Origin of the sequence: Nocardioides guangzhouensis (genome assembly GCF_004519545.1) — a bacterium.
GTDB classification, from domain to species: Bacteria; Actinomycetota; Actinomycetes; order Propionibacteriales; family Nocardioidaceae; genus Nocardioides; species Nocardioides guangzhouensis.
This window is the reverse complement of record NZ_SDKM01000001.1, coordinates 210,123-232,151: the sequence shown is the minus strand read 5'-3', so window position 1 is coordinate 232,151 and position 22,029 is coordinate 210,123. Positions and strand designations below refer to the sequence as shown.

23 protein-coding genes and 1 tRNA gene are annotated in these 22,029 nt (G+C 71.0%); 15 read left to right on the top strand and 9 right to left on the bottom strand.

What is annotated here, in order from left to right:
• Positions 1 to 66: 66 nt before the first annotated feature.
• The gene (locus tag EKO23_RS01095) at positions 67 to 438 is read left to right on the top strand and encodes a hypothetical protein (protein WP_134713172.1); all 372 of its coding nucleotides are present in this window, start codon (positions 67 to 69) and stop codon (positions 436 to 438) included.
• 138 nt (positions 439 to 576) lie between these two features.
• Positions 577 to 1,059 carry a hypothetical protein gene (locus EKO23_RS01090; RefSeq protein WP_134713170.1) on the top strand — a complete coding sequence of 161 codons (483 nt, stop codon included), beginning with the start codon at positions 577 to 579 and terminating at the stop codon, positions 1,057 to 1,059.
• Here EKO23_RS01090 and EKO23_RS01085 read toward each other — a convergent pair.
• Positions 1,002 to 2,534, bottom strand: a complete 1,533-nt coding sequence (locus tag EKO23_RS01085; protein WP_134713169.1) for a DNA primase family protein — start codon at positions 2,532 to 2,534, stop codon at positions 1,002 to 1,004. The two genes, EKO23_RS01090 and EKO23_RS01085, sit on opposite strands and share 58 nt — an antisense overlap.
• A complete protein-coding gene (locus EKO23_RS24985; protein ID WP_167880267.1) occupies positions 2,531 to 2,695 on the bottom strand; it encodes an Arc family DNA-binding protein in 165 nt (54 codons plus the stop codon). The genes EKO23_RS01085 and EKO23_RS24985 overlap by 4 nt, the downstream gene beginning before the upstream one ends.
• A 254-nt stretch (positions 2,696 to 2,949) precedes the next feature.
• Between EKO23_RS24985 and EKO23_RS01075 the strand changes: the two genes are divergently transcribed.
• Both EKO23_RS01075 and EKO23_RS01070 read left to right on the top strand, forming a co-directional pair.
• Entirely contained in the window at positions 2,950 to 3,285 is a 336-nt protein-coding gene (locus EKO23_RS01075) for a hypothetical protein (protein ID WP_134713165.1), read from the top strand.
• Positions 3,286 to 3,323: 38 nt separating this feature from the next.
• The gene (locus tag EKO23_RS01070) at positions 3,324 to 4,583 is read left to right on the top strand and encodes a hypothetical protein (protein ID WP_134713163.1); all 1,260 of its coding nucleotides are present in this window, start codon (positions 3,324 to 3,326) and stop codon (positions 4,581 to 4,583) included.
• Between the two features lie 53 nt (positions 4,584 to 4,636).
• Here EKO23_RS01070 and EKO23_RS25650 read toward each other — a convergent pair whose 3' ends face one another.
• Positions 4,637 to 4,957, bottom strand: a complete 321-nt coding sequence (locus EKO23_RS25650) for a hypothetical protein (RefSeq protein ID WP_175582643.1) — start codon at positions 4,955 to 4,957, stop codon at positions 4,637 to 4,639.
• A gap of 601 nt (positions 4,958 to 5,558) precedes the next feature.
• On the opposite strand from EKO23_RS25650, the gene EKO23_RS01060 reads away from it, so the two are divergent.
• Positions 5,559 to 6,080, top strand: a complete 522-nt coding sequence (locus EKO23_RS01060; RefSeq protein ID WP_134713161.1) for a HEPN domain-containing protein — start codon at positions 5,559 to 5,561, stop codon at positions 6,078 to 6,080.
• Positions 6,081 to 6,130: 50 nt separating this feature from the next.
• Here EKO23_RS01060 and EKO23_RS01055 read toward each other — a convergent pair whose 3' ends face one another.
• The 3 genes from EKO23_RS01055 to orn form a co-directional block, all read right to left on the bottom strand.
• Complete coding sequence (locus EKO23_RS01055) at positions 6,131 to 7,537, bottom strand: tyrosine-type recombinase/integrase (protein WP_134713159.1); 1,407 nt, start codon at positions 7,535 to 7,537, stop codon at positions 6,131 to 6,133.
• Between the two features lie 174 nt (positions 7,538 to 7,711).
• A tRNA-His gene (locus tag EKO23_RS01050) sits at positions 7,712 to 7,787 on the bottom strand.
• A gap of 46 nt (positions 7,788 to 7,833) precedes the next feature.
• Positions 7,834 to 8,472: an oligoribonuclease gene (gene orn, locus EKO23_RS01045; protein ID WP_134713157.1), complete on the bottom strand. Its 639-nt coding sequence runs from the start codon at positions 8,470 to 8,472 to the stop codon at positions 7,834 to 7,836.
• Between the two features lie 92 nt (positions 8,473 to 8,564).
• On the opposite strand from orn, the gene EKO23_RS01040 reads away from it, so the two are divergent.
• The 3 genes from EKO23_RS01040 to EKO23_RS01030 all read left to right on the top strand — a co-directional run bounded on the left by EKO23_RS01040 (position 8,565) and on the right by EKO23_RS01030 (position 10,920).
• Positions 8,565 to 9,065 (top strand): MauE/DoxX family redox-associated membrane protein, encoded by a 501-nt coding sequence (locus EKO23_RS01040; RefSeq protein WP_134713155.1) that lies wholly within the window; start codon positions 8,565 to 8,567, stop codon positions 9,063 to 9,065.
• Positions 9,065 to 9,793, top strand: coding sequence for a DsbA family protein (locus EKO23_RS01035; RefSeq protein WP_134713153.1), 729 nt, complete (start codon positions 9,065 to 9,067; stop codon positions 9,791 to 9,793). Before EKO23_RS01040 ends, EKO23_RS01035 begins: the two co-directional genes overlap by 1 nt.
• Before the next feature lie 107 nt (positions 9,794 to 9,900).
• Positions 9,901 to 10,920, top strand: a complete 1,020-nt coding sequence (locus tag EKO23_RS01030) for an adenosine deaminase (RefSeq protein ID WP_134713151.1) — start codon at positions 9,901 to 9,903, stop codon at positions 10,918 to 10,920.
• A 22-nt stretch (positions 10,921 to 10,942) separates the two neighbouring features.
• On the opposite strand, the gene EKO23_RS01025 is transcribed toward EKO23_RS01030, so the two are convergent.
• Both EKO23_RS01025 and EKO23_RS01020 read right to left on the bottom strand, forming a co-directional pair.
• Positions 10,943 to 11,413 carry a PGPGW domain-containing protein gene (locus EKO23_RS01025; RefSeq protein ID WP_134713149.1) on the bottom strand — a complete coding sequence of 157 codons (471 nt, stop codon included), beginning with the start codon at positions 11,411 to 11,413 and terminating at the stop codon, positions 10,943 to 10,945.
• A gap of 91 nt (positions 11,414 to 11,504) precedes the next feature.
• On the bottom strand, positions 11,505 to 11,900 hold the full coding sequence (locus EKO23_RS01020) for a hypothetical protein (protein ID WP_134713147.1): 396 nt from the start codon (positions 11,898 to 11,900) through the stop codon (positions 11,505 to 11,507).
• Positions 11,901 to 12,208: 308 nt separating this feature from the next.
• On the opposite strand from EKO23_RS01020, the gene EKO23_RS01015 reads away from it, so the two are divergent.
• The 7 genes from EKO23_RS01015 (at position 12,209) to EKO23_RS00985 (ending at position 20,345) form a co-directional block, all read left to right on the top strand.
• A complete protein-coding gene (locus tag EKO23_RS01015) occupies positions 12,209 to 13,561 on the top strand; it encodes an ATP-binding protein (protein WP_217702393.1) in 1,353 nt (450 codons plus the stop codon).
• Between the two features lie 85 nt (positions 13,562 to 13,646).
• The gene (locus EKO23_RS01010; protein ID WP_134713145.1) at positions 13,647 to 14,183 is read left to right on the top strand and encodes an LURP-one-related/scramblase family protein; all 537 of its coding nucleotides are present in this window, start codon (positions 13,647 to 13,649) and stop codon (positions 14,181 to 14,183) included.
• Between the two features lie 136 nt (positions 14,184 to 14,319).
• Complete coding sequence (locus EKO23_RS01005; protein ID WP_134713143.1) at positions 14,320 to 16,590, top strand: GAF domain-containing protein; 2,271 nt, start codon at positions 14,320 to 14,322, stop codon at positions 16,588 to 16,590.
• Positions 16,587 to 16,970, top strand: coding sequence for a response regulator (locus tag EKO23_RS01000; protein WP_134713141.1), 384 nt, complete (start codon positions 16,587 to 16,589; stop codon positions 16,968 to 16,970). The genes EKO23_RS01005 and EKO23_RS01000 overlap by 4 nt, the downstream gene beginning before the upstream one ends.
• Complete coding sequence (locus tag EKO23_RS00995) at positions 16,967 to 18,106, top strand: response regulator (RefSeq protein WP_134713139.1); 1,140 nt, start codon at positions 16,967 to 16,969, stop codon at positions 18,104 to 18,106. The genes EKO23_RS01000 and EKO23_RS00995 overlap by 4 nt, the downstream gene beginning before the upstream one ends.
• Positions 18,103 to 19,689: a peptide ligase PGM1-related protein gene (locus EKO23_RS00990; RefSeq protein WP_134713137.1), complete on the top strand. Its 1,587-nt coding sequence runs from the start codon at positions 18,103 to 18,105 to the stop codon at positions 19,687 to 19,689. Before EKO23_RS00995 ends, EKO23_RS00990 begins: the two co-directional genes overlap by 4 nt.
• Positions 19,690 to 19,697: 8 nt before the next feature.
• On the top strand, positions 19,698 to 20,345 hold the full coding sequence (locus EKO23_RS00985) for a histone deacetylase (RefSeq protein WP_175582642.1): 648 nt from the start codon (positions 19,698 to 19,700) through the stop codon (positions 20,343 to 20,345).
• 72 nt (positions 20,346 to 20,417) lie between these two features.
• Here EKO23_RS00985 and EKO23_RS00980 read toward each other — a convergent pair whose 3' ends face one another.
• A complete protein-coding gene (locus EKO23_RS00980; protein WP_246050835.1) occupies positions 20,418 to 21,911 on the bottom strand; it encodes an APC family permease in 1,494 nt (497 codons plus the stop codon).
• Positions 21,912 to 22,029: the final 118 nt, after the last annotated feature.

Below are 22,029 nucleotides of genomic sequence, written 5' to 3'. Positions count from 1 at the left end.
AGGGCGTGGTGGCGCGTCGGCCGGGGTTCCCAGCGGGTGTGGCTGGATCCCTGCAGACTGGTCGGCATGTCGATGGTGAACGACCGAGTACGTGCGCAGCTCGCGGCCGCCCTGGTGCCCGGCCCTGCTGACCTGGCGATCGCCCGCGAGGTGATCGTCGAGCTGTTGTCGACGGGCGCGCGGCTACGTTGCGCCGAGATCGAGGCTCGGGTCTACGAGCAAGCCGGCTTGCCGGCAGCGGAGGGCGCCGAGATCGACGTGTTCGCCGCACAGCGGGATCCTGACCAGGAAGTGGACGCAGACCAACCGGCACTTCGTCGGCACCGGTTGCTGGGAGCCGTCCACGAGGAGCTCGCCGACCTCGAGGCCGCGGGCACCATCGTCCCGATGAACACGCCCGACGGGAGCGGCCAACGACGTCGTTCTCAGCATCGTTGACCTGGCCCCCGGCGGAGGGGGAACCCGGGGCGGGGAGCAGTTGCCCTGGCACGGCCGCGGATCGCCGAGGCATACCGGCTGGGCCGGCGCCTTCTGGACGATCCGGCCTGGCGTGCAGTCCGATTCAGCCTGACGTCGGTGGACTTAGCCCTCCTGCTCGGCGACAGGGGAGAGAGGTGCTTCAGGGAGGTCCTTGAGGCGCACCGACGAGGGCTGTACCTGGCGGCGGTGAACATGGCCGGCGCGGCCAGCGAAGCGGCCTGGTTCACGCTCGGGGAGGCGATGCAGGACGACACCTCGGTTGCAAAGGCTCTCGGCGAAGATGCCGCTGGGCGCCTGATCAAGCGCGTGGTCGAGAGACTGCGAGGAGCCCCCCGGATGGCGACCACCGCCGACGAGCTGTTCGCACATGCTTCCTACCTGCGGGACCTGCGCAACTACGGCCTGCACCCGCGGTCGTCGTCTGGACCGGCCCGGGAGGGGGCGTTCACCGAGAGCGGTTGCCTCATCCTCATCATGGAGACACACCGATACCTCGTGCGCCTGCTAGACGCAGCTCGCGCCTACGGCGTGGAGCTGTCATCAGCCGGTTCGCCCTCGAGCAATGTCACGCCCCGGTAGAACCGGGTCGTGCTGGTGCGGGCGACCGTGAAGTGCCGTCCCATGTTGGTGCCCCACGCTTTGGCGCTGACCGGTGTCGTGCCGGACTCGTGACACCACTTCATGTAGGAAGCGCGGAGGTCAGGGTTGGGCGTCCTGACGTCATCCGGTACACGCCGGCAGCACTCCTCGAGCCAGGCATCGAAGGCCGTGGGCGCCCGTTCGTCGCGGTACTCCTCGGTCGCCTCCACCACGACCTGAGGGTCGATGAGGTGCCCATCCCGCGCGAGCTGGAGGGCGCCGGCGACCGCCCAGGCGAGAACAGCTGGACCAGCATTGTGCGGGTCGCTGAGGCGCTCGCGGAGCGTGGGGTCCATGTGGATGACCTGGTTCTCGAAGGGGATAGCCTTCACACGCCGGAACATCCCTTCCTCGTCCTCGTGCAACCGGGGCCGCTCGTTCACTGCCATCCAGAGGGTGAACTCCGGCGTCCAGGTGGTGGTGCTGGCGTAGAGGCGGCGCGCCGCGACCTCATCGCCGCCGGTGATCTGCTTGACCAGCCCGGCCGCGAGCGTGTGGTTGCGTTCCCCTTCCACACAGGCGACCATGCGCAGCCCTTCGAGCCGGGCGAGGTCATCCCGGGCGGCGCTCGTCGCGCGACGCTCCGCGAACGTCTCCAGGCTGGCGGTGCCGGCGAACTGCCGTCCGAGCGGGGCGACCAGCGCCTGGATGAACGTGCTCTTGCCGCTCCCTTGGGGCCCGAAGATGACGGGGAGGATGTCGTAGCGGTTGCTCCCGAGCAGCGTCGCTCCCGCAAGCAACTGGAGGTAGTCGATGAGCTCCTGGTCTCCCCCTGTGGTCTGTCGGAGAAAGGCCTCCCAATCCGCTGAGCGGGCGTCTGCCTCGTACGGCACCAGGGTGATGCGGCGCTGCATGTCGGTGCGTCGATGTGGCGAGAGCACGCCGGTCTCGAGGTTCAACGTGCCGTTCGTGCAGTTGAGCAGGTGTCGGTCCTGGTCGAAGCTGGCCGCCGTGCAGGTCAGGGTGAGCTCCTGCTCGTCCTCGGTGTGGAGCTTCTCTGACGCCGCCAGGTCGATCATGGCCTGGAGCCCGCGCTTGGTCTCCGACTTGCGGCCGTGGAGGAGCCATACGCGACGGTCATCGAAGCTGACATGCGGCACCTCGTGCCACAGGAGTCGTGCCACGGTCTTCGCCCGTCGCATCAGCTCCCCGGTCGCGTCTGGGGCCCAGTGCCGGCCGGTCCACACGTACCAGCGCTTCTCCTCCGGAACCCAGCGAACGTCACCGCCGAAGAGGACGGCCAGCCGCTGCGCGTTCCCGTACTCCGTGGGCCGATAGCCCGAGGTCGTGAGTGCCACCGCGGTGTACTGCTCTTCGGTGAGCAGCGCCGGGTCCGCGACGTCGACCTCCGCACCGGTCGGCACGCGTTCGACCCGTGCGTCCTCGAGTCCTTGGGGACCTGGCTCGGTGCTCATGGGATGGACTCCGCGTCCTGCAGGTAGGTGCGTGCGGCGCGGCGAAGGAGCGAGGCGACCGAACGGTCCTCGAGCGCGGCGCGCTCCTTCAGGGCGTCGCGCAGCTCCCGGGGGAGACGTACGACGACGGCGATCTCGTTGGGGGCCGGTTCGGTGTTCAAGGCGGATCCTTCTGTTGGCGGATGTGATCGGACCGCTAGCGCGGCGATCTCGAACCGTCCGTGGTGCCCGCCGTACGGCAATGGGCCTCGAAAGATCTGGCGGGGTAATCCGCTTGGGGGACAGGGCAGCGCCTCGAAGGTGGGTGGTGGGCCACACAACAGAGCCCCCGCTGACGGTGGGGGCATCCGGCCCCTACCGCTGCGGCCGAACCCGCTGGAGGGTCCCCGTGACATCAACAACCCAGCCGCAGCCCGTGCCCGCACAGGCTGCCAACCCCACCCCGCCGTACGACCGGGAGGCAGCACGCCTCCTGCGACTGTGGGTGGAGCTCACCCAGCGCCTCGCGTCCGCGGCCGCTCACCGAAGCACCGACGAAGAAGCGCTGCGCAACCTGCAGCTCCAGGTCGAGGACACCATCACCGACCGACTCCCCAACAGCGACGCCCTCCTGGCCGAGCTGTGGGTCTGGGAGGCCGGCCTGCTCCACCAGTCCGAGACACCACCAGAGACCTGCCTGATCTGCCGAAAGGCTCGCCTGGGCCTCCCCGCCGACCTGCCGCTCCCGGCGGCCGTCGGAGGTGCACGGTGAGTGTCTCCCAGATCCCCAACGGGGCCACCCCGGTCACCGTGACCGGGGAGATCTTGGTCATCCACGACCTCACCGTCACCCACGGCGAGGCCGCGTCCTTCGTCCGAAGCCAGCTGACCGACCATGGCCCCGAGGCAGCGGCGGACCTGGTACGCCGTGCGCTCCCGGTCGGTCTCGTGGCGTTGTCCATGGGCACCGCCGGGATCGACACCGGCTCTCTCACCCGCACCTTGGACACGTTCGCGGACCGGGTGGACGCCAAGTCCGAAGCGGCCCTTGCGAGCCTCGACCAGACCCTGACCCGGCTGAAGGCCGGCGAGGAGACCGTCGCTCGCACCGCGAGCTTGGTCCTGGAGAACCTGCCCGCGCAGGTTGAAGCCGCCCTCAGTGGCCAGGCCGGGAACGTCCGAGCCACCGTGGTCGAGGCCGCTCGTGCGGTCCAGGCGGCCGGGATGCAGGAGCTCACTACAGCCCTGGCCCGGCACTCGGACTCCGTTCGAGACGCGCTCTCCCTCGACCGCGAAGGCCCGGTGCGGATGCTGCGCCAGGACCTGCTCGAGGAGCTCAACGGCACCCGCCGAGAGCTGGGCGAACAGCTCGCACTCGTACGCAGCCTGGTCGAGGCTGCTCAGGTGGCCAAGACAGCCGGCGCGAAGAGCAGCCGAGCAATCGGGGCCGCGAACGAGGACGAAGCCATGGCCCTGTGCCAGGAGGTTGTCACCGCCGCCGGGGACATGTTCGAGCCGACCGGCGGCCAGCCCGGCGTCGGAACCACCCGCCGAACGGGCGATGGGGTTGCCACCCTGTCGCCCTCGATAACCGGACACGGCCGCAGAGTGCGCATCGTCCTGGAGGCCAAGCTGCGCTCAAGATCGCTCTCGGCAAAGGCCTACCGCGACGAAGTGGCCACTGGGTGCCGAGTGCGAGACGCCGCCGGCGGACTCGTTCTCGTGCCCACCCGTGCCGAGGTTCCCGGAGGCGGCGTGTTCGCCCGGGTCGACAGTTGCGCCTACGTCGTGGCTGCTGAGGACCCGGAGACCGTCTCGCTCATCTATCTGCTGCTCCGCGAGCAGGTAGCCATGTTGACCGTCCGCCAGGACGACGACGCCGAGATCGACCTTGCGCAGATCGAGGCGCGGTTGAGCATCGCGTTGGCTGGCATCGCCGAGCTCGACGAAGTCGGTCGACTGGCGGTCCAGGCGCAGAAGGCGCTCGAGAAGCTGATCGCCGTCGGTCGCCAGACCCAGCAGAAGGTGAGGGACACCCTCACCGAAGGCATCACCCTGCTACACCCGTGAACGGTGAGGAGGAGCGCAGTTGCGCTCCTCCTCACCTTCTTGTGCAGGCAGGATCATCGGGCTACTCGACGGATGCGGAGCAGCGTGCGCCCACCGGGCGACGTGACCTCCCAGACGTTGCTCCCCGTCCGTCGACGAGGGGACTCGGGAGTCTCGCCCGCCAACGTCGCGGTGGGCTCGGGCCGGATCGCGAACCGCTGGGCCGCTGCCTGCTTGGAGACGCCAAGGCACTCACCGATTGCTGCCCACGACGCGTCGGCAGTCCGGGCCGCCTGCACCGTCGTCTCCTCAGCGCCCTTCAGCGCCTCCCGGAGGAGCCGGATGCAGCCGAGCCGCTCGAGGGGATCCGACGCCGTCTCGAACTGTCGTGCCAAGTCCGTCAGGGTGGGTTGTCCGTCAAGGTGTCTTGTCATGCCAGTCACCGTGCGGGGCGGACTGTCACCTGCATTGAGGGTGGTGCGTCACAGACTGGTCGTATGACGTGGTTGCACCTCTCCGTACGCGAGCCTGCACTGGTCGACGCCTACCGCGCGGTGGCAGACCTCGCCGAGTGGTCGGGGTGGGCGCCGTTCGCCACCGCGCTCGCACAGGCTCCCCGCGAGCCTGGGGTGTACCTGCTTCGAGAGCCGGACACTGGGGTCATCCGGTACGTCGGCATGGCCCATCGCGTGCCGGGTCCGGCCGACCGCAGGGTCTCTACGGCCGGCTCAACGTCTACCGCACCGGCAAGGGTGCGGTCAGTGGCTTCGGCGAGGCCGCACTCGACCGTGCTCTGGCCGACCCCGACTGGGTCGAGTCCCAACTCGTCGCGCTGCGCGAGAAGGGGCCGCGCACGCGCTGCTGTCACTCGCACACAGGCATGACCTCAAGGCTGTGTCCGGGCGCGCCCGCCTGGTGGTCGACGGCGACTGGGCGGAACTCTGGGACGCGGTAACCGTCGCTGACGGTCGCGAACCTCCAGCATGGGAACCGGCCGTGTTCGAGCTCGGTGACATCGGCGGGCCCGAGGGGGTTGGCCACTGGATAACCCTGTGCCTGCGCCATCGACGCGCCGCGGCCCCCATCGTCAACCACCGGCTGTTCGACGGCCAGACCCAGGAGTCCCGTCTGCTGGCCACATGTGCTGCCATGGAGTACTGGGTCTCCTCCCAGGCCCGGGCGCACCCGTGGGCCGAGGGAATCAAGGGCTTCGCGGTACCCGTTGCCCTGGCGGACCGGGTCAGCGACGCATTCGAGGACTGGGTCGGGGACCGAGACCAGTGGGCTGACCGGGTCTGGGACTGCAACAACCGGCTCAAACACGACCCGGCCGCCGAGTTCTCCGTCGAGGACATGGGGTACCTCGAACTGTCCGCCCGCTGGCTTCTGACGGCGGTGCTTCTGGACAGCTGCGCCAGCTCGACCGACCCCAGCCAGCGCATCTTCGGGCGCTCACTGTGGAGCCTCGGTGAGGGGATGCGCAGCCACTTCGGATGGAACTTCCCGGGCAGCCGGTAGCCTTGCGGCCGGCCGGCCGGCGCCCGGCCGCGCCAGTGCCCGGTGGCAGCTCATGCCGCCAGATCGTCGTCGTCATCGACGTCGAACTCGGGGAGGGCGCTCTCCCTCTTGGTGAGCTTGATGACTCGTGCTTCATCCTCGTCGCGGCACAGCACGTCCGGGAGCCGCCGGTCCACCAGGGCCAGCGTGTGGTCGTCTGCCTCCGGGGTCAGGTGGCCGTAGATGTCCTGGGTCGTGCCGCTGTTGCTGTGCCCGAGTCGCCGCTGCACGACGAACACCGGAACGCCGTCACTGAGCAGCCAGGCTGCGTGCGTGTGCCGAAGGTCGTGGATCCGCAGGCGGCTGGGCACCTTCCCGCCGGCCGCCTTCACGGCCGGCCTGAAGTATCGGTTCGTGAAGTTGCCGTGGTGCATGGGCCCGCCCTCGACCATGGTGAACACGTGGTCGTCCCCGGTCTTCTCCGCCACCAGCGGGCGCAGCAAGGCAACCAGCTTGGGCGAGAGCGAGATGCGCCGGACGGACGAGCGCGTCTTGGGGCGTCCGAGCTTCCAGCGCTTGCGGGCCCACTTCAACACCAGGCGGATCTCGATGTAGGGGCGTTCGACGTCGAGGTGGACGTGTCGCGCGAGGAGTCCGGCCGCCTCGCCGAACCGGGCACCGGTCCCGACGAGGAAGTCCAGCAGCGGGCGGAAGTGCTCGTGGATGGCCGAGCGGAGCCGGTCGTAGGTGGCCCCGTCCTCGAGGAAGAACATCTCGCGGCGGTCCTGCTTCGGGAGCCGGATCTCTCGCGCGGGGTTCACCTGAAGCAGCGCCGCGGGACGCGCCTGCAACGCCACGTCGAACGCCTGAGCGAGCACCGTGAGGGCGTTCGTGATGAACTTGATGGACAGCACCGTGCCCGGGCGCGGGCGACCGGCGTTGTTCCGCTTCTCCTTCTTCAGCATCTCCTGCACCCAGTCGTCCACGTAGACGGCCCCGGGGATCGCGTCCGAGGGGCGGAGTGGGGGAGTGCGTTGGATGAGCCCGATGTCCAGGCCCTCGAAGAACGGCAGGAAGTGGTTTTTGCCGTACTCCTCGTAGAGGTCGATGGTGGTCTCCTCGAGGTGGCGCTGCTGCTTGAGGAAGGTCATCCACAGGTGCTCGAAGGTGACGTCGACCCGGGCTTCGAGCCGGGCGCCGGCCCCGGGCGGGGGTGGCGTGATCCCGGTGACGGCCAGGTCCGTCGTCGAGGGGGCAGCGGCCGGGCGGACCGGCTTGCCCAGCAGTCGGAGGAGGCCCTCGGGCGTCGGGTTCTGCAGGTACTCCAGCGCCCCCAGCAGGCTGCTGGCCCGGGCCAAGGTCATGAACGTCTCGGCCTGCGCCTGGGTACCGAACGGCTCATACGGCTTCCTGGGGCCGTCCTGGCTGCGGTTGCGCCAGTAGACCCGGTGCTGCTGGCCGCGCTTCTCGATCCACATGGTGGGTGCTCCGTCGTGTCGGTCGGTTGGGTTGACCGGCCTGACGGTGCGCGGGCGTTCCCGCTGTGCAATCACCCCGCCACTGCCCCCCAGAGTGCCCCCCAATCTGGGGGGCACTCCCGGAAAGCGTCGAGCCCCTGACCGCGTTGCCGCAGGTCAGGGGCTCGATCGTGTTGGGGTGAGTAACGGGACTCGAACCCGCGACATCTGCGACCACAACGCAGCGCTCTACCAGCTGAGCTATACCCACCACGGGCCGACGCAGGGCGTCGGACCGGGGACGAGTGTAACGGCACTCAGGGGGTGTCCGGCGAATCGGGGTCGTCGCTGATCCCGGTCAGCGAACCGCCGTGCCGGGCGGCGATCGCGCGCACCGTCTCGGAGTCGGGTCCGGGGGCCGGGACGAACACCGCCTCGCGGTAGTAGCGGAGCTCCTCGATGCTCTCCTGGATGTCCGCCAGGGCCCGGTGGTTGCCGCGCTTGGGCGGGGACGCGTAGTACGCGCGGGGGTACCAGCGGCGGGCCAGCTCCTTGATCGAGGAGACGTCCACATTGCGGTAGTGGAGGAACGCCTCGAGCGTGGGCATGTCGCGGGCGAGGAACGAGCGGTCGGTGGCGACGGTGTTGCCGGCCAGTGGGGGGCGGCTGCCGTCGGGGCAGTGCTCGCGGACGTAGTCCATGACCTGGCTCTCGGCCTCGGCCATCGAGATGCCGTCGGCGAGCGCGTCGAGCAGGCCGGAGGTCGTGTGCATCTCGCGGACGTAGTCGTTCATCTGCTCGATCGCCCCGGCGGGTGGCTTGATGATGAGGTCCACTCCGTCACCGAGCACGTTCAGGTCGAAGTCCGTGACCAGCGCCGCCACCTCGATGAGGGCGTCTGCCCCGAGGTCGAGTCCGGTCATCTCGCAGTCGATCCACACCAGGCGTTCCTTCACGGTTCGCCACCCTACTCGTCGGGTCGTTGGTCCCCTCGATGCGTGCCGTCCGGCTCAGGTTCGTCTCAGCCGGGCGACGTACCGTGGCGGCCATGCAGGTCTGGTTCGGGCTGGCCGCCCGTCTCGTGGTCGGCGGCGTCTGGATCGTCGCGGGCCTGCTGAAGCTGCCCGACCCCGCCGCGAGCGTGCGCGCGGTCCGCGCCTACGACCTGCTGCCCGAGGCCGTGGTGCCGACCGTCGGCCACGTGCTGCCGGTCCTCGAGGTGGTCGTCGGCGTCTGCCTCGTGCTCGGCCTCCTCACCCGCGTGATGGCGGTGGCCTCCGCGGTGCTGTTCGCGGCGTTCGTGGCGGGGATCGCGTCGGCGTGGTCGCGCGGCCTCCAGATCGAGTGCGGCTGCTTCGGCGGGGGCGGCTACCGCGAGGGCGCGTCGTCGGAGTACCCGTGGGAGATCGCCCGCGACGCCGGCCTGCTGCTGCTCTCGGCGTACCTCGTGTGGCGGCCGCGCACGAAGCTCGCCCTGGACACCCTGCTCTTCCCGTCCGCCGAGAAGGCGCCGGCCGGACGGACCCAACCGATCGAGGAGACGACCTGATGAAGACGAAGCCGCGCAACGGACTGGTGGCGTTGGCGGTGGTGGTGGTGCTCGCCATCGTCGTCGGCGTCGGGGTCGCCGTGCAGGCCAGCCGCGACACCACCGGCAACGACGGAGCGACCCCCGGCGGCTCGTCGTCGTCGAGCACGCCCGACGGGTCGACCACCGGCAACGGGGCCGTGCAGGCGGGCCTCGCCGAGAAGTACGGCCTCGGCGTCGGTGACCCGAACGCGCCGGTCAAGGTCGAGATCTTCGAGGACTTCCTCTGCCCGTACTGTGGCCAGCTCGAGGCGATCTCGCACGAGAAGCTCCAGCAGGCCGCCGCCGACGGCAAGGTGTACGTCGTCTACCGCCCGATGGCGTTCCTCGGCGACTACTCCACCCGCGCCTTCAACGCCTTCGGCGTCGTCCTCGACGAGGCCGGGGGAGAGGCCGCGCTCCGCTTCCACAACGAGCTGTACGCCGACCAGCCGAGCGAGGGCGGCGCCATGCCCGACGACGACTGGCTGGTGCGGAAGGCGGTCGCCGCCGGCGCCGACGAGGCCGCGGTCCGCAAGGGCATCGAGGACGGCTCGTTCCAGCAGTGGACCGTCAACGCCAACGACGACGCCTCCCGCCGCGGCGTGAACTCCACGCCGACCGTCTTCGTCAACGGCGAGTCGGTCAGCGCGACCTCGATCGAGGACCTCGACACGCAGGTCATGCAGCGCATCCAGAACGGCAGCTGACCCGGGAGAAGCATCAGGCCCCGCAACCTCATACGTTGCGGGGCCAGTGCCATTCAACGGCGTCGCGGTTTCGGTTCCGGGGAGGACACGCTGGCAGACTCCCCGTTGTGACCGAACCCACCGACCTCTCCTCGTTCGTCGCCGGCCTGCCGAAGGCCGAGCTGCACGTCCACCACGTCGGGTCCGCGTCCGCGCGGATCGTGTCCGAGCTCGCCGAGCGGCACCCCGGCGTGGTGCCGGCCGACCCGCAGGCGCTGGCGGACTTCTTCGCGTTCCGGGACTTCGCGCACTTCGTCGAGGTCTACCTCGCGGTGGTGGACCTGATCCGGACGCCGGAGGACATCCACCTGCTGACCTACGAGGTCGCGCGCGAGATGGCCGAGGGCCAGAACCTGCGGTACGCCGAGCTCACCTGCACGCCGTACACCTCCGTGCTCCGGGGCATCCCGATCCAGGCCTACACCGAGGCGATCGAGCAGGCACGGGTGCACGCCGAGCGCGACTTCGGGCTGGTGCTGCGCTGGATCTACGACATCCCGGGGGAGTCCGGGCTGCCGGCCGCCGACGCGACCCTGGAGTACGCCCTCGAGCACGCCCCCGACGCGCTGGTCGCGTTCGGGCTCGGCGGGCCCGAGATCGGCGTGCCGCGGCCGCAGTTCCAGCCACACTTCGACGCGGCCCGCGCGGCGGGGTTGCGCAGCGTCCCCCACGCGGGCGAGACCACCGGCCCGGAGACCGTCTGGGACGCCGTACGCCTGCTCGGGGCGGAGCGGATCGGCCACGGCACCTCGTCGGCGGCCGATCCGGGGCTGCTCGAGCACCTCGCGGACGCAGGGATCCCGCTGGAGGTCTGCCCGTCGTCCAACATCGCGACCCGGGCGGTGGCCACGCTCGAGGAGCACCCGATCCGCGCGTTCCGCGATGCCGGCGTGACGATCACCGTGAACTCCGACGACCCGCCGATGTTCGGCACCACCCTCAACCGGGAGTACGAGATCGCGGCCGACCTGCTCGACCTCGACCGCGACGGCCTCCGGGCGCTGGCGACCACGGCGGTCGAGGTGTCCTTCGCCCCCGACGACGTCAAGACGCGGCTGCGCGCGGAGATCGCGGCGTACGACGGGTGAGCCGGGCGGCGGTCGACAGCGGTCAGTCGTCCCGGGCCGCGGCCTCGGCGACCTCCAGCGGGTTCTCGACCCCGTGGAACTTGCGGTAGCTGAACACGATCAGCGTCAACGCGACGGCCGCGGACACGATCAGCGAGATCCCCGTGCCCCACCCGCCCGGCAGCCACCAGTGCTCGGCGATCGGCCACCAGCCCGGCACCTCGGGCCGCAGGCCCCAGGTGATGCCGATCGCGACCATCACCAGCACGCCGCAGAACGAGGCCAGGATCCGCGGCCACGTCTGGACGCCCTCGGCGGCGGCCCGGAACGCTGCGACCTTGACCGGCTCGACCTTCCGCTCGGCCCATTCGTACTGCTGGGAGAGGACGTAGAGCCCCGCGAACAGCATGAGCAGGCCGGGGCCGGGCAGCACCAGCGCGGCCAGGCCGAGGACGACCAGCGTCCACCCGAGAATCTCCAGCCCCAGCCGCTTGGCGGCCTTGCCTCCCACCATGGGGGAAACCATGACACACCGGTCCACGCGCGCGCGGGCGTGCGACGCCGCGCGCCGCCCCCACGATCCGGCGCGCGACGTCGGCCCGGCGTCAGGCGCCGCGCCTGGCCTGCCGGGCACCCCCGCGGTCCAGCAGGTCGGGCGCGGCCTCGACCACGAGCCGACGCAGCACGGCCACGTCGACCGGGCCGAACTCCATCCCGGGACGGGCGCCGTGCGGGGCGACCCGCAGGAAGCGCCCGACCACCGCCTGGACCGGCACCCCCACAGCCGGTCCACCGTCGACGGACTGGAGGACGAGCAGGTGCTCGACGTCGGCGCGTGGCAGGGGCACGGTCGGATCGGCGACCAGGGAGTCCGGTTCCTCGGACTCCGTGTTCCGCCCCCGGACCTCGGCCCACATCCAGGCGCCGGCCATCGTCTGCACCCGGGCCGACCGGCTCTCCCTGATCGGCCAGCGGTCCACCAGTGCTGCTGCGTTCCCCATGTCCTCACCCCACAGACACGAGCCCGGAGTGCGCCTCCGCGCCCTACCCCGCGAACCGGCCCCCCGACCGGTCCGCTTCCAGTACGACGAACGCTAGGTCGCCCCCCGCCCGCCGCGGACCCGGACAAAGAGGTCGATACCGTCGCGTTGCCAGGTCCGTACCGTCCTGTGGGTCGGGCGCAACCGATCCGTTGCCGGTGACCCGAGCCGGTCTGGTCCGGCCGGCACGCCCACCCGGAAGGGGGGATGCGCACGCCCCGGGATCCGCGCCAGCCTCGGGCTGACCAGGGTGAGGGACGGAGGGCGCGATGGAGACGATGACGGGAGCGTTCGCGAGCTCGGCCGACGGCCGGACGGTGACGGTCAGCAGTCCGCCGGGTGGGGGCATCGCCGCGGGTGACGTGGTGCTGGTCCGCCCCCCGGGTGAAACCGACCCGATCGCGGTCCAGGTCCTCGACGGCGTCGGCAACGGCGTGCTGCTCGCCGACCCCGGCCCGAACGCCGTCGGGCGCCGGTTCGCCTCCGCCGAGGTCGGCGCGGCGCAGGCCGCCGACCTCGAGGCGCTCCAGGCTGCCCGAGGCGCGGACCTGCCGATCGGCACCTGGACCTGCGGCGACGTCACGGTCCCGGCCCGACTGCGGTCCCAGGGCTTCGGGCGGCACACGTTCCTCTGCGGGCAGAGCGGGTCCGGCAAGACCTACGCGCTCGGCGTGATCCTCGAGCAGGTGCTCATCGGCACCGGCCTGCGGATGGTGATCCTCGACCCGAACGCCGACTTCGTCGGGCTCGGCGACGTCCGGGACGAGGCATCGGCCGACCAGTCCGCGAAGCTGCGGGGCCTCGACGTACGCGTGCTCGGGGCCGACGCCACCGGGGCCACCCCGCTCCGGCTGCGGTTCACCGCGATGCCGCGGGCCGCCCAGGCCGCCGTGCTGCGGCTGGACCCGATCAGGGACCGGGACGAGTACAACGCCTACCTCAACATCGAGGTGCGGTCGGGGGACACCGACATCGTCGACGTCGTACGCCGGCTCCGCGAAGGCGACGACGCGGCCCGCGCGCTGGCCAAGCGGATCGAGAACCTCGGGCTGGGGTCCTGGGAGGTGTGGGCAGGCGACCTGCCGTCGGCCTCGGAGGTAGTCGGCTCCGGGGCCCGGGTCACGGTCGCCGACCTGAGCGGGTTCATGGACCCGCACGAGCCGGTCGCGGTCGCGCTGGACCTGATCGAGCAGCTGTGGCTCCAGCGCGGGTCGCGCACACCGACGCTGATCGTGGTCGACGAGGCGCACAACCTGTGCCCCGCTGTCCCGCAGGGGCCGATCCAGACGCTGCTGGTCGAGCGGCTGATCCAGATCGCCGCCGAGGGCCGGAAGTACGGCCTGTGGCTCTTCCTGTCGAGCCAGCGGCCGTCGAAGATCCACCCGCAGGTGCTCTCGCAGTGCGACAACCTGGTGCTGATGCGGATGAACTCGCCGGGCGACGTGGCCGAGCTGACCGAGATGTTCGGCTTCGCGCCACCGGCCCTGCTGGCCACCTCGCCGTCGTTCACGCAGGGCGAGGCGCTGGTCGCGGGCACGTTCGCGGCCCGGCCGAGCATCGTCCGGATGGGCCAGCGCCTGACCCAGGAGGGTGGTCGGGACGTCGCCGTACCGGGGGTCTGACGTGCGCGGCCGGGGGACCTTCGACCCTGACGCCGCCCGGACGCCCCGCCTTGGATGAAGGAAGGCCTGAGAGAGGAAGACTGGCATGGGACTGCGGGATCGGCGCCAGGAGCGCCGCGAGGAACGACGGAGCGCCACGACGTACCGGATGCGCCAGAAGCTGGTGGCGATCGGTGACGACTTCTGGATCGAGGACGATCAGGGCAACCGGGTCTTCAAGGTCAACGGCAAGGCGATGCGGATCCGGGACACCATGGTGTTCGAGGACGCGTCCGGCCGCGAGCTGCTCAAGATCCAGGAGCGCAAGCTCCGGGTGCGCGACACGGTGGAGATCGAGGACGCCGACGGCCGCACCGTCGCCACCGTCAAGAAGGCCCTGATCACGCCGCTGCGGGAGCGCTTCGACGTCCACGTCGAGCACGGCGAGGACCTCGAGGTGAAGGGCAACATCGTCGACCACGAGTACCACGTGGACCGCGACGGCGACACGATCGCCGAGGTCTCGAAGAAGTGGTTCCGGGTCGCCGACACGTACGGCGTCGAGGTCCGCGGCGGCGAGGACCCGGTGCTGGTCCTGGCAGTCACGGCGGCCGTGGACAGCATGACCCACGAGGGTCGCTGATCCCGGCCGTTCCCGAGGGGCATGACGACCCACCCCCGATGGCCCCAAGGGGCGATTGCCGACCCGCTCGTTCTTCGCGAGACTCGAAGGGACATCGCCGGGTGCGCCGTGGTCACCGGCGGTGCGGAGGAAGGCGATGGCCGAGCGGACTCCACTTCCTGCGCAGGGAACAGTCAGCGCCGCGGAGCACGAGCGGCTCCGCCGGGACTTCGCGGCCCTGAAGGGGCAGTTCGATGCCGCCGACGAGGTCCTGACCGCCCTGGGCCGGTCGGCGGGTGACCCGGACGCCGTCCTCGCCACGATCATCGAGAGCGCCTGCCGGCTGTGCCGGGCGCAGGCAGCCATCCTCTACCTCCTCGAGGGCGGGCAGTACCGGGTGATCACGTCCGTCGGGCTGTCCGACGAGTCGATCCGGCTGATCGCCGAGCGCCCGATCCCGGTGAACCGCGACACCCTGATCGGACGGGTCGGGCTCGACCGTCGTGCCGGGCAGATCGCGGACGTGCTGGCCGACCCGGAGTACCGCCGGCTGGACCTCCAGCAGACCGCGGGCTTCCGGACCACCATGGGCGCGCCGCTGCTCGTCGACGAGAGGGTCGTGGGGGCGCTCTGCGTGTGGCGGAACGAGGTCAGCCCGCTCGACGACCGGGAGATGGCCATCGTGACCGCGTTCGCCGCCCAGGCCGCGATGGCCGTGAACAGCGTGCGGCTCGTCCAGCAGCTCGAGGCCCGCGGAGCCGAGCTCGCGAGGAAGGTCGACGAGCTCGAGGCCCTGAGCGAGGTCGGCGAGGCGGTCAGCTCCAGCCTCGACGTCGACGACGTGCTCACCACCATCGTCACGCATGCGGTCGAGCTGTCCGGGACGGACGGCGGCTCGATGATGGAGTACGCCGAGCAGGACCACTGCTTCCTGGTCCGCAGCGTCTACCGCACCGAGCAGCACGTCGTGGACCGGCTGCACGCGATCCGGATCGACCTGGACGAGACCCTGGTCGGCCGCGCCGCCCGGCAGCGCCGCCCGATCGCCGTGCCCGACCTTGCCGAGACCGAGCTCGACCCGCACCTGCGGATCCTCTACGACGCGGGCTGGCGGTCGATCGTCGCCGTCCCCATGCTGCGCGACGAGCAGATCGTCGGGTCGCTGATCGTGCGCCGCAAGCGACCCGGCGACTTCACCGAGGAGACCGTCGACCTGCTCGAGACCTTCGCCAGCCAGTCCGCCATCGCCCTGCTCAACGCCCAGCTGTTCCGCGAGCTGAAGGAGCAGAGCAGGGAGCTCGAGCTGGCGAGCCGGCACAAGTCGGAGTTCCTGGCCAGCATGTCGCACGAGCTGCGCACCCCGCTGAACGCCGTGCTCGGTTTCTCCGAGGTGCTGCTGGAGCGGATGTTCGGCGACATCAACGAGCGCCAGGAGGAGTACCTCCGCGACATCCACGGCTCCGGGAAGCACCTCCTGGAGCTGCTCAACGAGATCCTCGACCTGTCGAAGGTGGAGGCCGGCCGGATGGAGCTGGCCTACTCCTGGTTCGACCTGGGCGCCCTGGTCGTCGACGCCACGTCGATGCTGCGGGAGCGCGCGGCCGCCCACGGGATCGGCCTGCGGGCCGAGGTCGCCGGGGACGTCGACCAGGTGTACTCCGACGAGCTGCGGCTCAAGCAGGTCCTGATCAACCTGATGACCAACGCGGTGAAGTTCACCGGCGACGGCGGGTCGGTCACCGTGACCGCCCGGCGTACCGGGACGGAGGTCGAGATCACCGTGGCCGACACGGGCATCGGCATCCCGGAGGCGGACCGCGAGCGCATCTTCGAGTCCTTCCAGCAAGGTGGCCGGGGCAGCTCGCGCGAGGAGGGCACCGGCCTCGGTCTGACCCTGTCCCGGCGCCTCGTGGAGCTGCTGGGCGGGCGGATGTGGCTGCAGACCGAGGTGGGGGTGGGCAGCACCTTCGGCTTCTCTCTGCCGGTCGGTCGGCCCGCCGAGCCCCCGGTCGGCGCGGACGCCACCACGGCCGGCGAGATCGTGGTGATCGAGGACGACCGGCCGTCGCTCGACCTGATGACCGCCTACCTGGCGGGTGCGGCGCTGCGGGTGACCGCGGCCCGCGACGGGCAGACCGGGCTCGACGCCGTACGCCGGGTGCGGCCGGACGCGGTGCTGCTGGACATCCGCCTCCCGGGCATCGACGGGTGGGCGGTGCTGCAGGCGCTGAAGTCGGACGAGGAGACCCGGGCGATCCCGGTGATCGTCGTCTCGATCGTGGACGAGCAGGCGCGGGGCGTCGCGCTGGGCGCAGCGGCGTACCTGGTGAAGCCGGTGGGGCGCGACGACCTGCTGGCCGCGCTGCGGGACGCGGGGGCGCCGGTGCCGGCCCCGTCGCAGGGAGAGGGAACAGAGGTGACGACATGACCCCCAGCCGCATCCTCGTGGTCGAGGACAACCCGAAGAACCTCAAGCTCGTCAGGGACGTCCTCACGTTCTGCGGGTACGAGGTGATCGAGGCGACGACCGGGGAGGACGGTGTGCGCCTGGCCGGGGAGATGGCCCCGGACCTGATCCTCATGGACCTGCAGCTGCCGGGCATCGACGGCGCGGAGGCGCTGCGGCAGATCCGGGTGGGGAGGACCAACTCACAGGTCACCGTGGTGGCGGTGACCGCGTTCGCGATGAACGACGACCGTGACCGCGCCTTCGAGTGGGGCTTCAACGGGTACGTCGAGAAGCCGATCAGCGTCCGGGGCCTGCCGCAGCAGGTCGAGGACTTCCTCAGGCTGGGGGGTGCGTCATGACGGACGGGCCCGCTGCGGGTGCCCGAGTCCTGGTCGTCGACGACCAGGCCCCGAACGTGCGGCTGCTGGAGGCGATCCTGACCCCGCGCGGGTACGACGTCTCGAGCGCGTCGTCCGGCGAGGAGGCGCTGGCGATGATCGCCGGGTCCGAGCCTGACCTGGTCCTGCTCGACATCGTGATGCCCGGCATGGACGGCTACGAGGTCTGCCGGAAGATCCGCGAGCGCACCGAGACGGCGTACCTGCCGGTGGTCATGGTCACCGCCAGCGGCGACGAGCAGAAGGTGAAGGCGCTCGAGGCGGGGGCCGACGACTTCCTGACCAAGCCGATCAACCAGAGCGAGCTGCTGGCCCGCGTCGCGTCGCTGGCCCGGATCAAGCGCTACCAGGACACGATCAAGCGCCAGGCCTCCGAGCTCGCCGACTGGAACCGCGAGCTCGAGACCCGGGTCGAGACCCAGGTCGCCCAGCTCGAGCGGATGGGACGCCTCCGCCGCTTCCTGTCCCCGCAGCTGGCCGAGCTGATCGTCGACACCGGCGACGAGTCGTTCCTGGAGAGCCACCGCCGCGAGATCGTGGTCGTCTTCTGCGACCTGCGGGGGTTCACGGCGTTCGCGGAGTCGAGCGAGCCGGAGGAGGTGATGGGCGTCCTCGGGCAGTACCACGAGGCGCTCGGCGACCTGATCTTCCGGTTCGAGGGCACTCTGGAGCGCTTCGCCGGCGACGGCCTGATGGTGTTCTTCAACGACCCGGTGCCGGTCGAGGACGCGCCGTTGCGCGCGATCCGGATGGGCATCGCGATGCGGACCCGGGTGCGCGCGCTCGCCGAGGGCTGGGCCCGCCAGGGACACGACCTCTCGCTGGGCATCGGCATCGCCCAGGGCTACGCCACGCTCGGCAAGGTCGGCTTCGACGCGCGCCTCGACTACGCCGCGATCGGCACGGTGACCAACCTGGCGTCCCGGCTGTGCGACGACGCGTCGGCCTGGCAGATCCTGGTGACCGAGCGCGTGTACTCCTCCGCCGGCGCGTCCGTGGTGGCCGACGACGCGGGGACCCGCGAGCTGCGCGGCCTCAGCCGGAGCATCCACGCGTACGACGTCAAGGGCGTCGACAGTGCGAGGGCCGTCTCGTGAGCGGGGACCTCTGGACGCCGCCGGTCAGTGCGGACCGGGCACTGTCGACGCTGACCGAGGAGGAGCGCTACCAGCGGTTCGACCGCCTGCAGGCCCGGATGGACGGCGTCTGGGACGCGATGCGGCTCAACCTCGACGACGAGTCGGTCGTCGTCATCCCCTCGATCACCCTGGACCGTGCGGTCGCGTCGAGCGGAAGCCTGACCCAGTCCTACGAGGAGAGGTTCCTCTTCCTGCTGATGCTGCTGCGCCAGCCCCGGCTGCGGATGGTCTACGTGACGTCGGTGCCGATCGCGCCCGAGATCGTCGACTACTACCTGGCCCTGCTGCCCGGGGTCATCCCGAGCCATGCCCGCGCCCGGCTGTCGCTGGTCGCGGTGCACGACCTCTCGCCGCGGTCGCTGAGCGAGAAGCTCCTCGAGCGGCCGGCCCTGATGGCCCGGATCGCGTCGCTGATCCCGAACCCCGAGCGCGCGCACCTCGTGCCGTACAACACGACGGAGCTCGAACGGGACGTGGCGCTCAGCCTGGGCGTGCCGATGTACGGCGCGGACCCGCGGCTGGCTCCGCTCGGGTCCAAGAGCGGCTGCCGCCGGATGTTCGCCGAGGTCGGCGTCCCGCACCCCCTCGGTACCGAGGACGTGCGCACCCTCGACCAGATGGCCGATGCCGTGGTCGCCATGCGTGCCCGGCGCCCGATGCGCAGTGTCATCGTCAAGCTCAACGAGGGGGTCTCAGGCGCCGGCAACGCCGTCGTACGGCTGGAGGGACTGCCGGCCCCTGGGTCCTCTGACGAGCGGCCGGCCGTGCTGGTCCGGCTGAAGGAGATGGAGCTGGAGTCCGAGACCACGCCGCTCGACGTCTACCTCGCCAAGTTCGCCGAGGGCGCCGGCATCGTGGAGGAGCGGATCATGGGGGAGGAGCTGCGCAGCCCCAGCGTCCAGCTCCGGGTGCTGCCCGGCGGGGAGGTCGAGCTGCTCTCGACGCACGACCAGCTACTGGGCGGGGCCAGCGGCCAGAGCTACCTCGGGTGCACGTTCCCGGCCGCCCCGGAGTACGCCCGCGCGATCACCGAGCACGCCCGGACGATCGGCGAGCGGCTCGCCCGGGACGGGGCGCTGGGCCGGTTCGCCGTCGACTTCGTGGTCGTCCGCGACGCCACCGGCGCCTGGACGCCGTACGCGATCGAGCTCAACCTGCGCAAAGGTGGGACGACGCACCCGTTCCTCACCCTGCAGTTCCTGACCGACGGCCGGTACGACGCGTCGACCGGGCTGTTCGTCACCCGGCTCGGCCGGGAGAAGCACCTGGTCGCCACGGACCACCTCGAGTCCCACGTCCTGCGGGGGCTGGTCCCGACCGACCTGTTCGACATCGTGGCGCGGCACGGCCTCCACTTCGACCACGCGCTCCAGTCCGGCGTCGTGTTCCACATGATCAGCTGTCTGACCGAGCACGGGCGGGTCGGGCTCACCGCGGTCGGCGACTCTCCCGCGGAGGCGCAGCAGCGCTATCGCACCGCCGAGCGAATCCTGCTGGAGGAGGCGCGGGCCGCCGTCGAGGAACGCCCGCTCCCGGTGTGAGGGGCACCGTGCAGCGCGTCTGGTACGTCGCGTACGGGTCCAACCTGGGCCGGGCACGGTTCCAGTGCTACCTGTCCGGGGGCACGCCCGCCGGGGGCCAGCGCGAGTACGCCGGCTGCCGGGACCCGAGCGTCCCCGACCGGATCACCGTCCTCGACGTACCGGGCCGTCTGGTCTTCGGTGGGGAGTCGGGGGTGTGGGGCGGGGGCATGGCCTTCTACGACGCCGACGGCGCGGGCCGGGTGGCCTGCCGTGCCTACCTGGTCACCGCCGAGCAGTTCGCGGACGTTGCGGCGCAGGAGATGCGGCGGCCGCCCGGCGGGGAGTTCGCGCGGGACCTCGCGGGACTGCTCCCGGACGTCGACCTCGTGCACGCCATGGGGCCGGGCCGCTACGAGACGGTGGCCCGGCTCGGCGAGCAGGACGGTGCGCCGATGTTCACGGTGACCCACGACGACGTCGCCGGCCTGGAGCCGACGGCCCCGACGGCGCCGTACCTGTGGTCGATCGCCTGCGGGCTGCGCGAGGCGCACGGCTGGACCGCGGCCCGGATCGGGGCCTACCTCGCCGGAGTGCCCGGTGCCGCCGGGGCGTGGACCGCGGGGGAGATCGCCGCCTGGGTGGCCGACGGCTCGGCCGTCCCGCCGCGCGCGTGAGCCGGCCCGGCCCGCCCCCTCCGGGACGGACCGGACCGGTCGCGGTCGGCCTGCGGCTCGCGCCGCGGCCGCTCAGCTCGACGCGACCTCGTCCACGCGTGGGGTGGCGTCGCCGTGCGGGGCCTCGGAACGGAGGTGCGGCTTGAGGAGCGTCATGTAGACCAGCCCCACGCCGACCACGATGGTCGCGGAGAGCAGCACGATGTAGTTGTCGTACCACGCGGCGTCCGGCGTGCGCGGCCACGCCATGTTGAGCGCCGCGCCGACCTGGTAGACCAGTGCGGCGACGTTGACGGCGAGGCCCCACCGGCCGAGGGTGAACTTCCCCGACGGCGTCCAGCCCCGGAGGCGGGCGCGCAGCGCCGCGAGCACGACCATCATGAAGCCGATGTAGATGCCGAGCGCGGCGAAGGACACGATCTTGGTGAGGGCGTCCGCGGACACCTTCGAACCGATGATGATCACGGCCGGCAGCACCGCGGCCAGCGCCAGCGCGTACGGCGGCACCGCGGCCTTCGTGTTGAACGTGGCGAAGAGCCGGCTGGCGGGCATCATCTCGTCGCGCGCGTAGGCGTAGATCAGGCGGCTGGCGGCGGCCTGGAGGCTGAGCGCACAGGACACGAACGAGATCAGCACCACGGCGAGCACCAGCCGGAAGCCGACCGGACCGAACGCGTCCTTCAGGACCGTGGTGACCGGGTCCGGGTCGGCGCCCGAGATCACGGCGCCGAAGTCCGGCACCGCCAGCACCAGCGCCAGGGTGATGAAGAACGACGCGGCGCCACCGATGTAGATCGTCATCCGCATGGACTTCGGGATCTGGCGACCCGGGTCGCGGACCTCCTCGGCGACGTCGCCGCAGGCCTCGAAGCCGTAGTAGAGGTAGACGCCGATCAGGGCGGAGGCCAGGAACGCCGGCAGGTAGGAGCCGGAGCCGCCGGCGCCGAAGGAGTCGAACAGGACGCCGAGCCCGTGCTCACGATGGGCCAGGAGCAGCCAGCCGCCGACCACCAGGGCCCCGGCCAGCTCGGCCGCGAAGCCGAAGAACGCGACCTTGGCCAGCAGCCGGGTGCCGCCGAGGTTGAGCACGGTCGCCAGGGCGATCACGGCCAGCGCGCAGGCGATCGTGATGTTCACCGTCGGGTCGATGCCGAGAAGCATCGCGACGAACGGCCCCGCGCCGTACGAGACGCTCGCGATGGTCACCACCAGCGCGATCATGTAGACCCAGCCGGTCATCCACGCCCAGCGGCGCCCCCAGAGCCGACGGGCCCAGGGGTAGATGCCACCCGAGACCGGGAACTGCGCGACCACCTCGCCGAACACGAGAGCGACCAGCAGCTGCCCGACGGCGGCCAGCACGACGGCCCAGATCATCGGCGGGCCGCCGGTGCCCAACGCGAAGGCGAACAGGCTGTAGACGCCCACCACCGGGGACAGGTAGGTGAACCCGAGGGAGAAGTTCCCCCACAGGTTCATGTCGCGCTTGAAGTCCGAGGTGTAACCGAGCGACGCGAGGTGCGCGTCGTCGTCATGGTGGTGTGGATCCGTGCTGGTGACCGTCACGAGCTCTCCTTGGGAACGAGCCACGCCCGTGACGGGTGTCACAGACGCCGCGGGAACGTTAGAGCCGAGCCGCGGACGTCACGTAGGGACAGTTCGTCGTACTTCCGGGCCGTCCGCT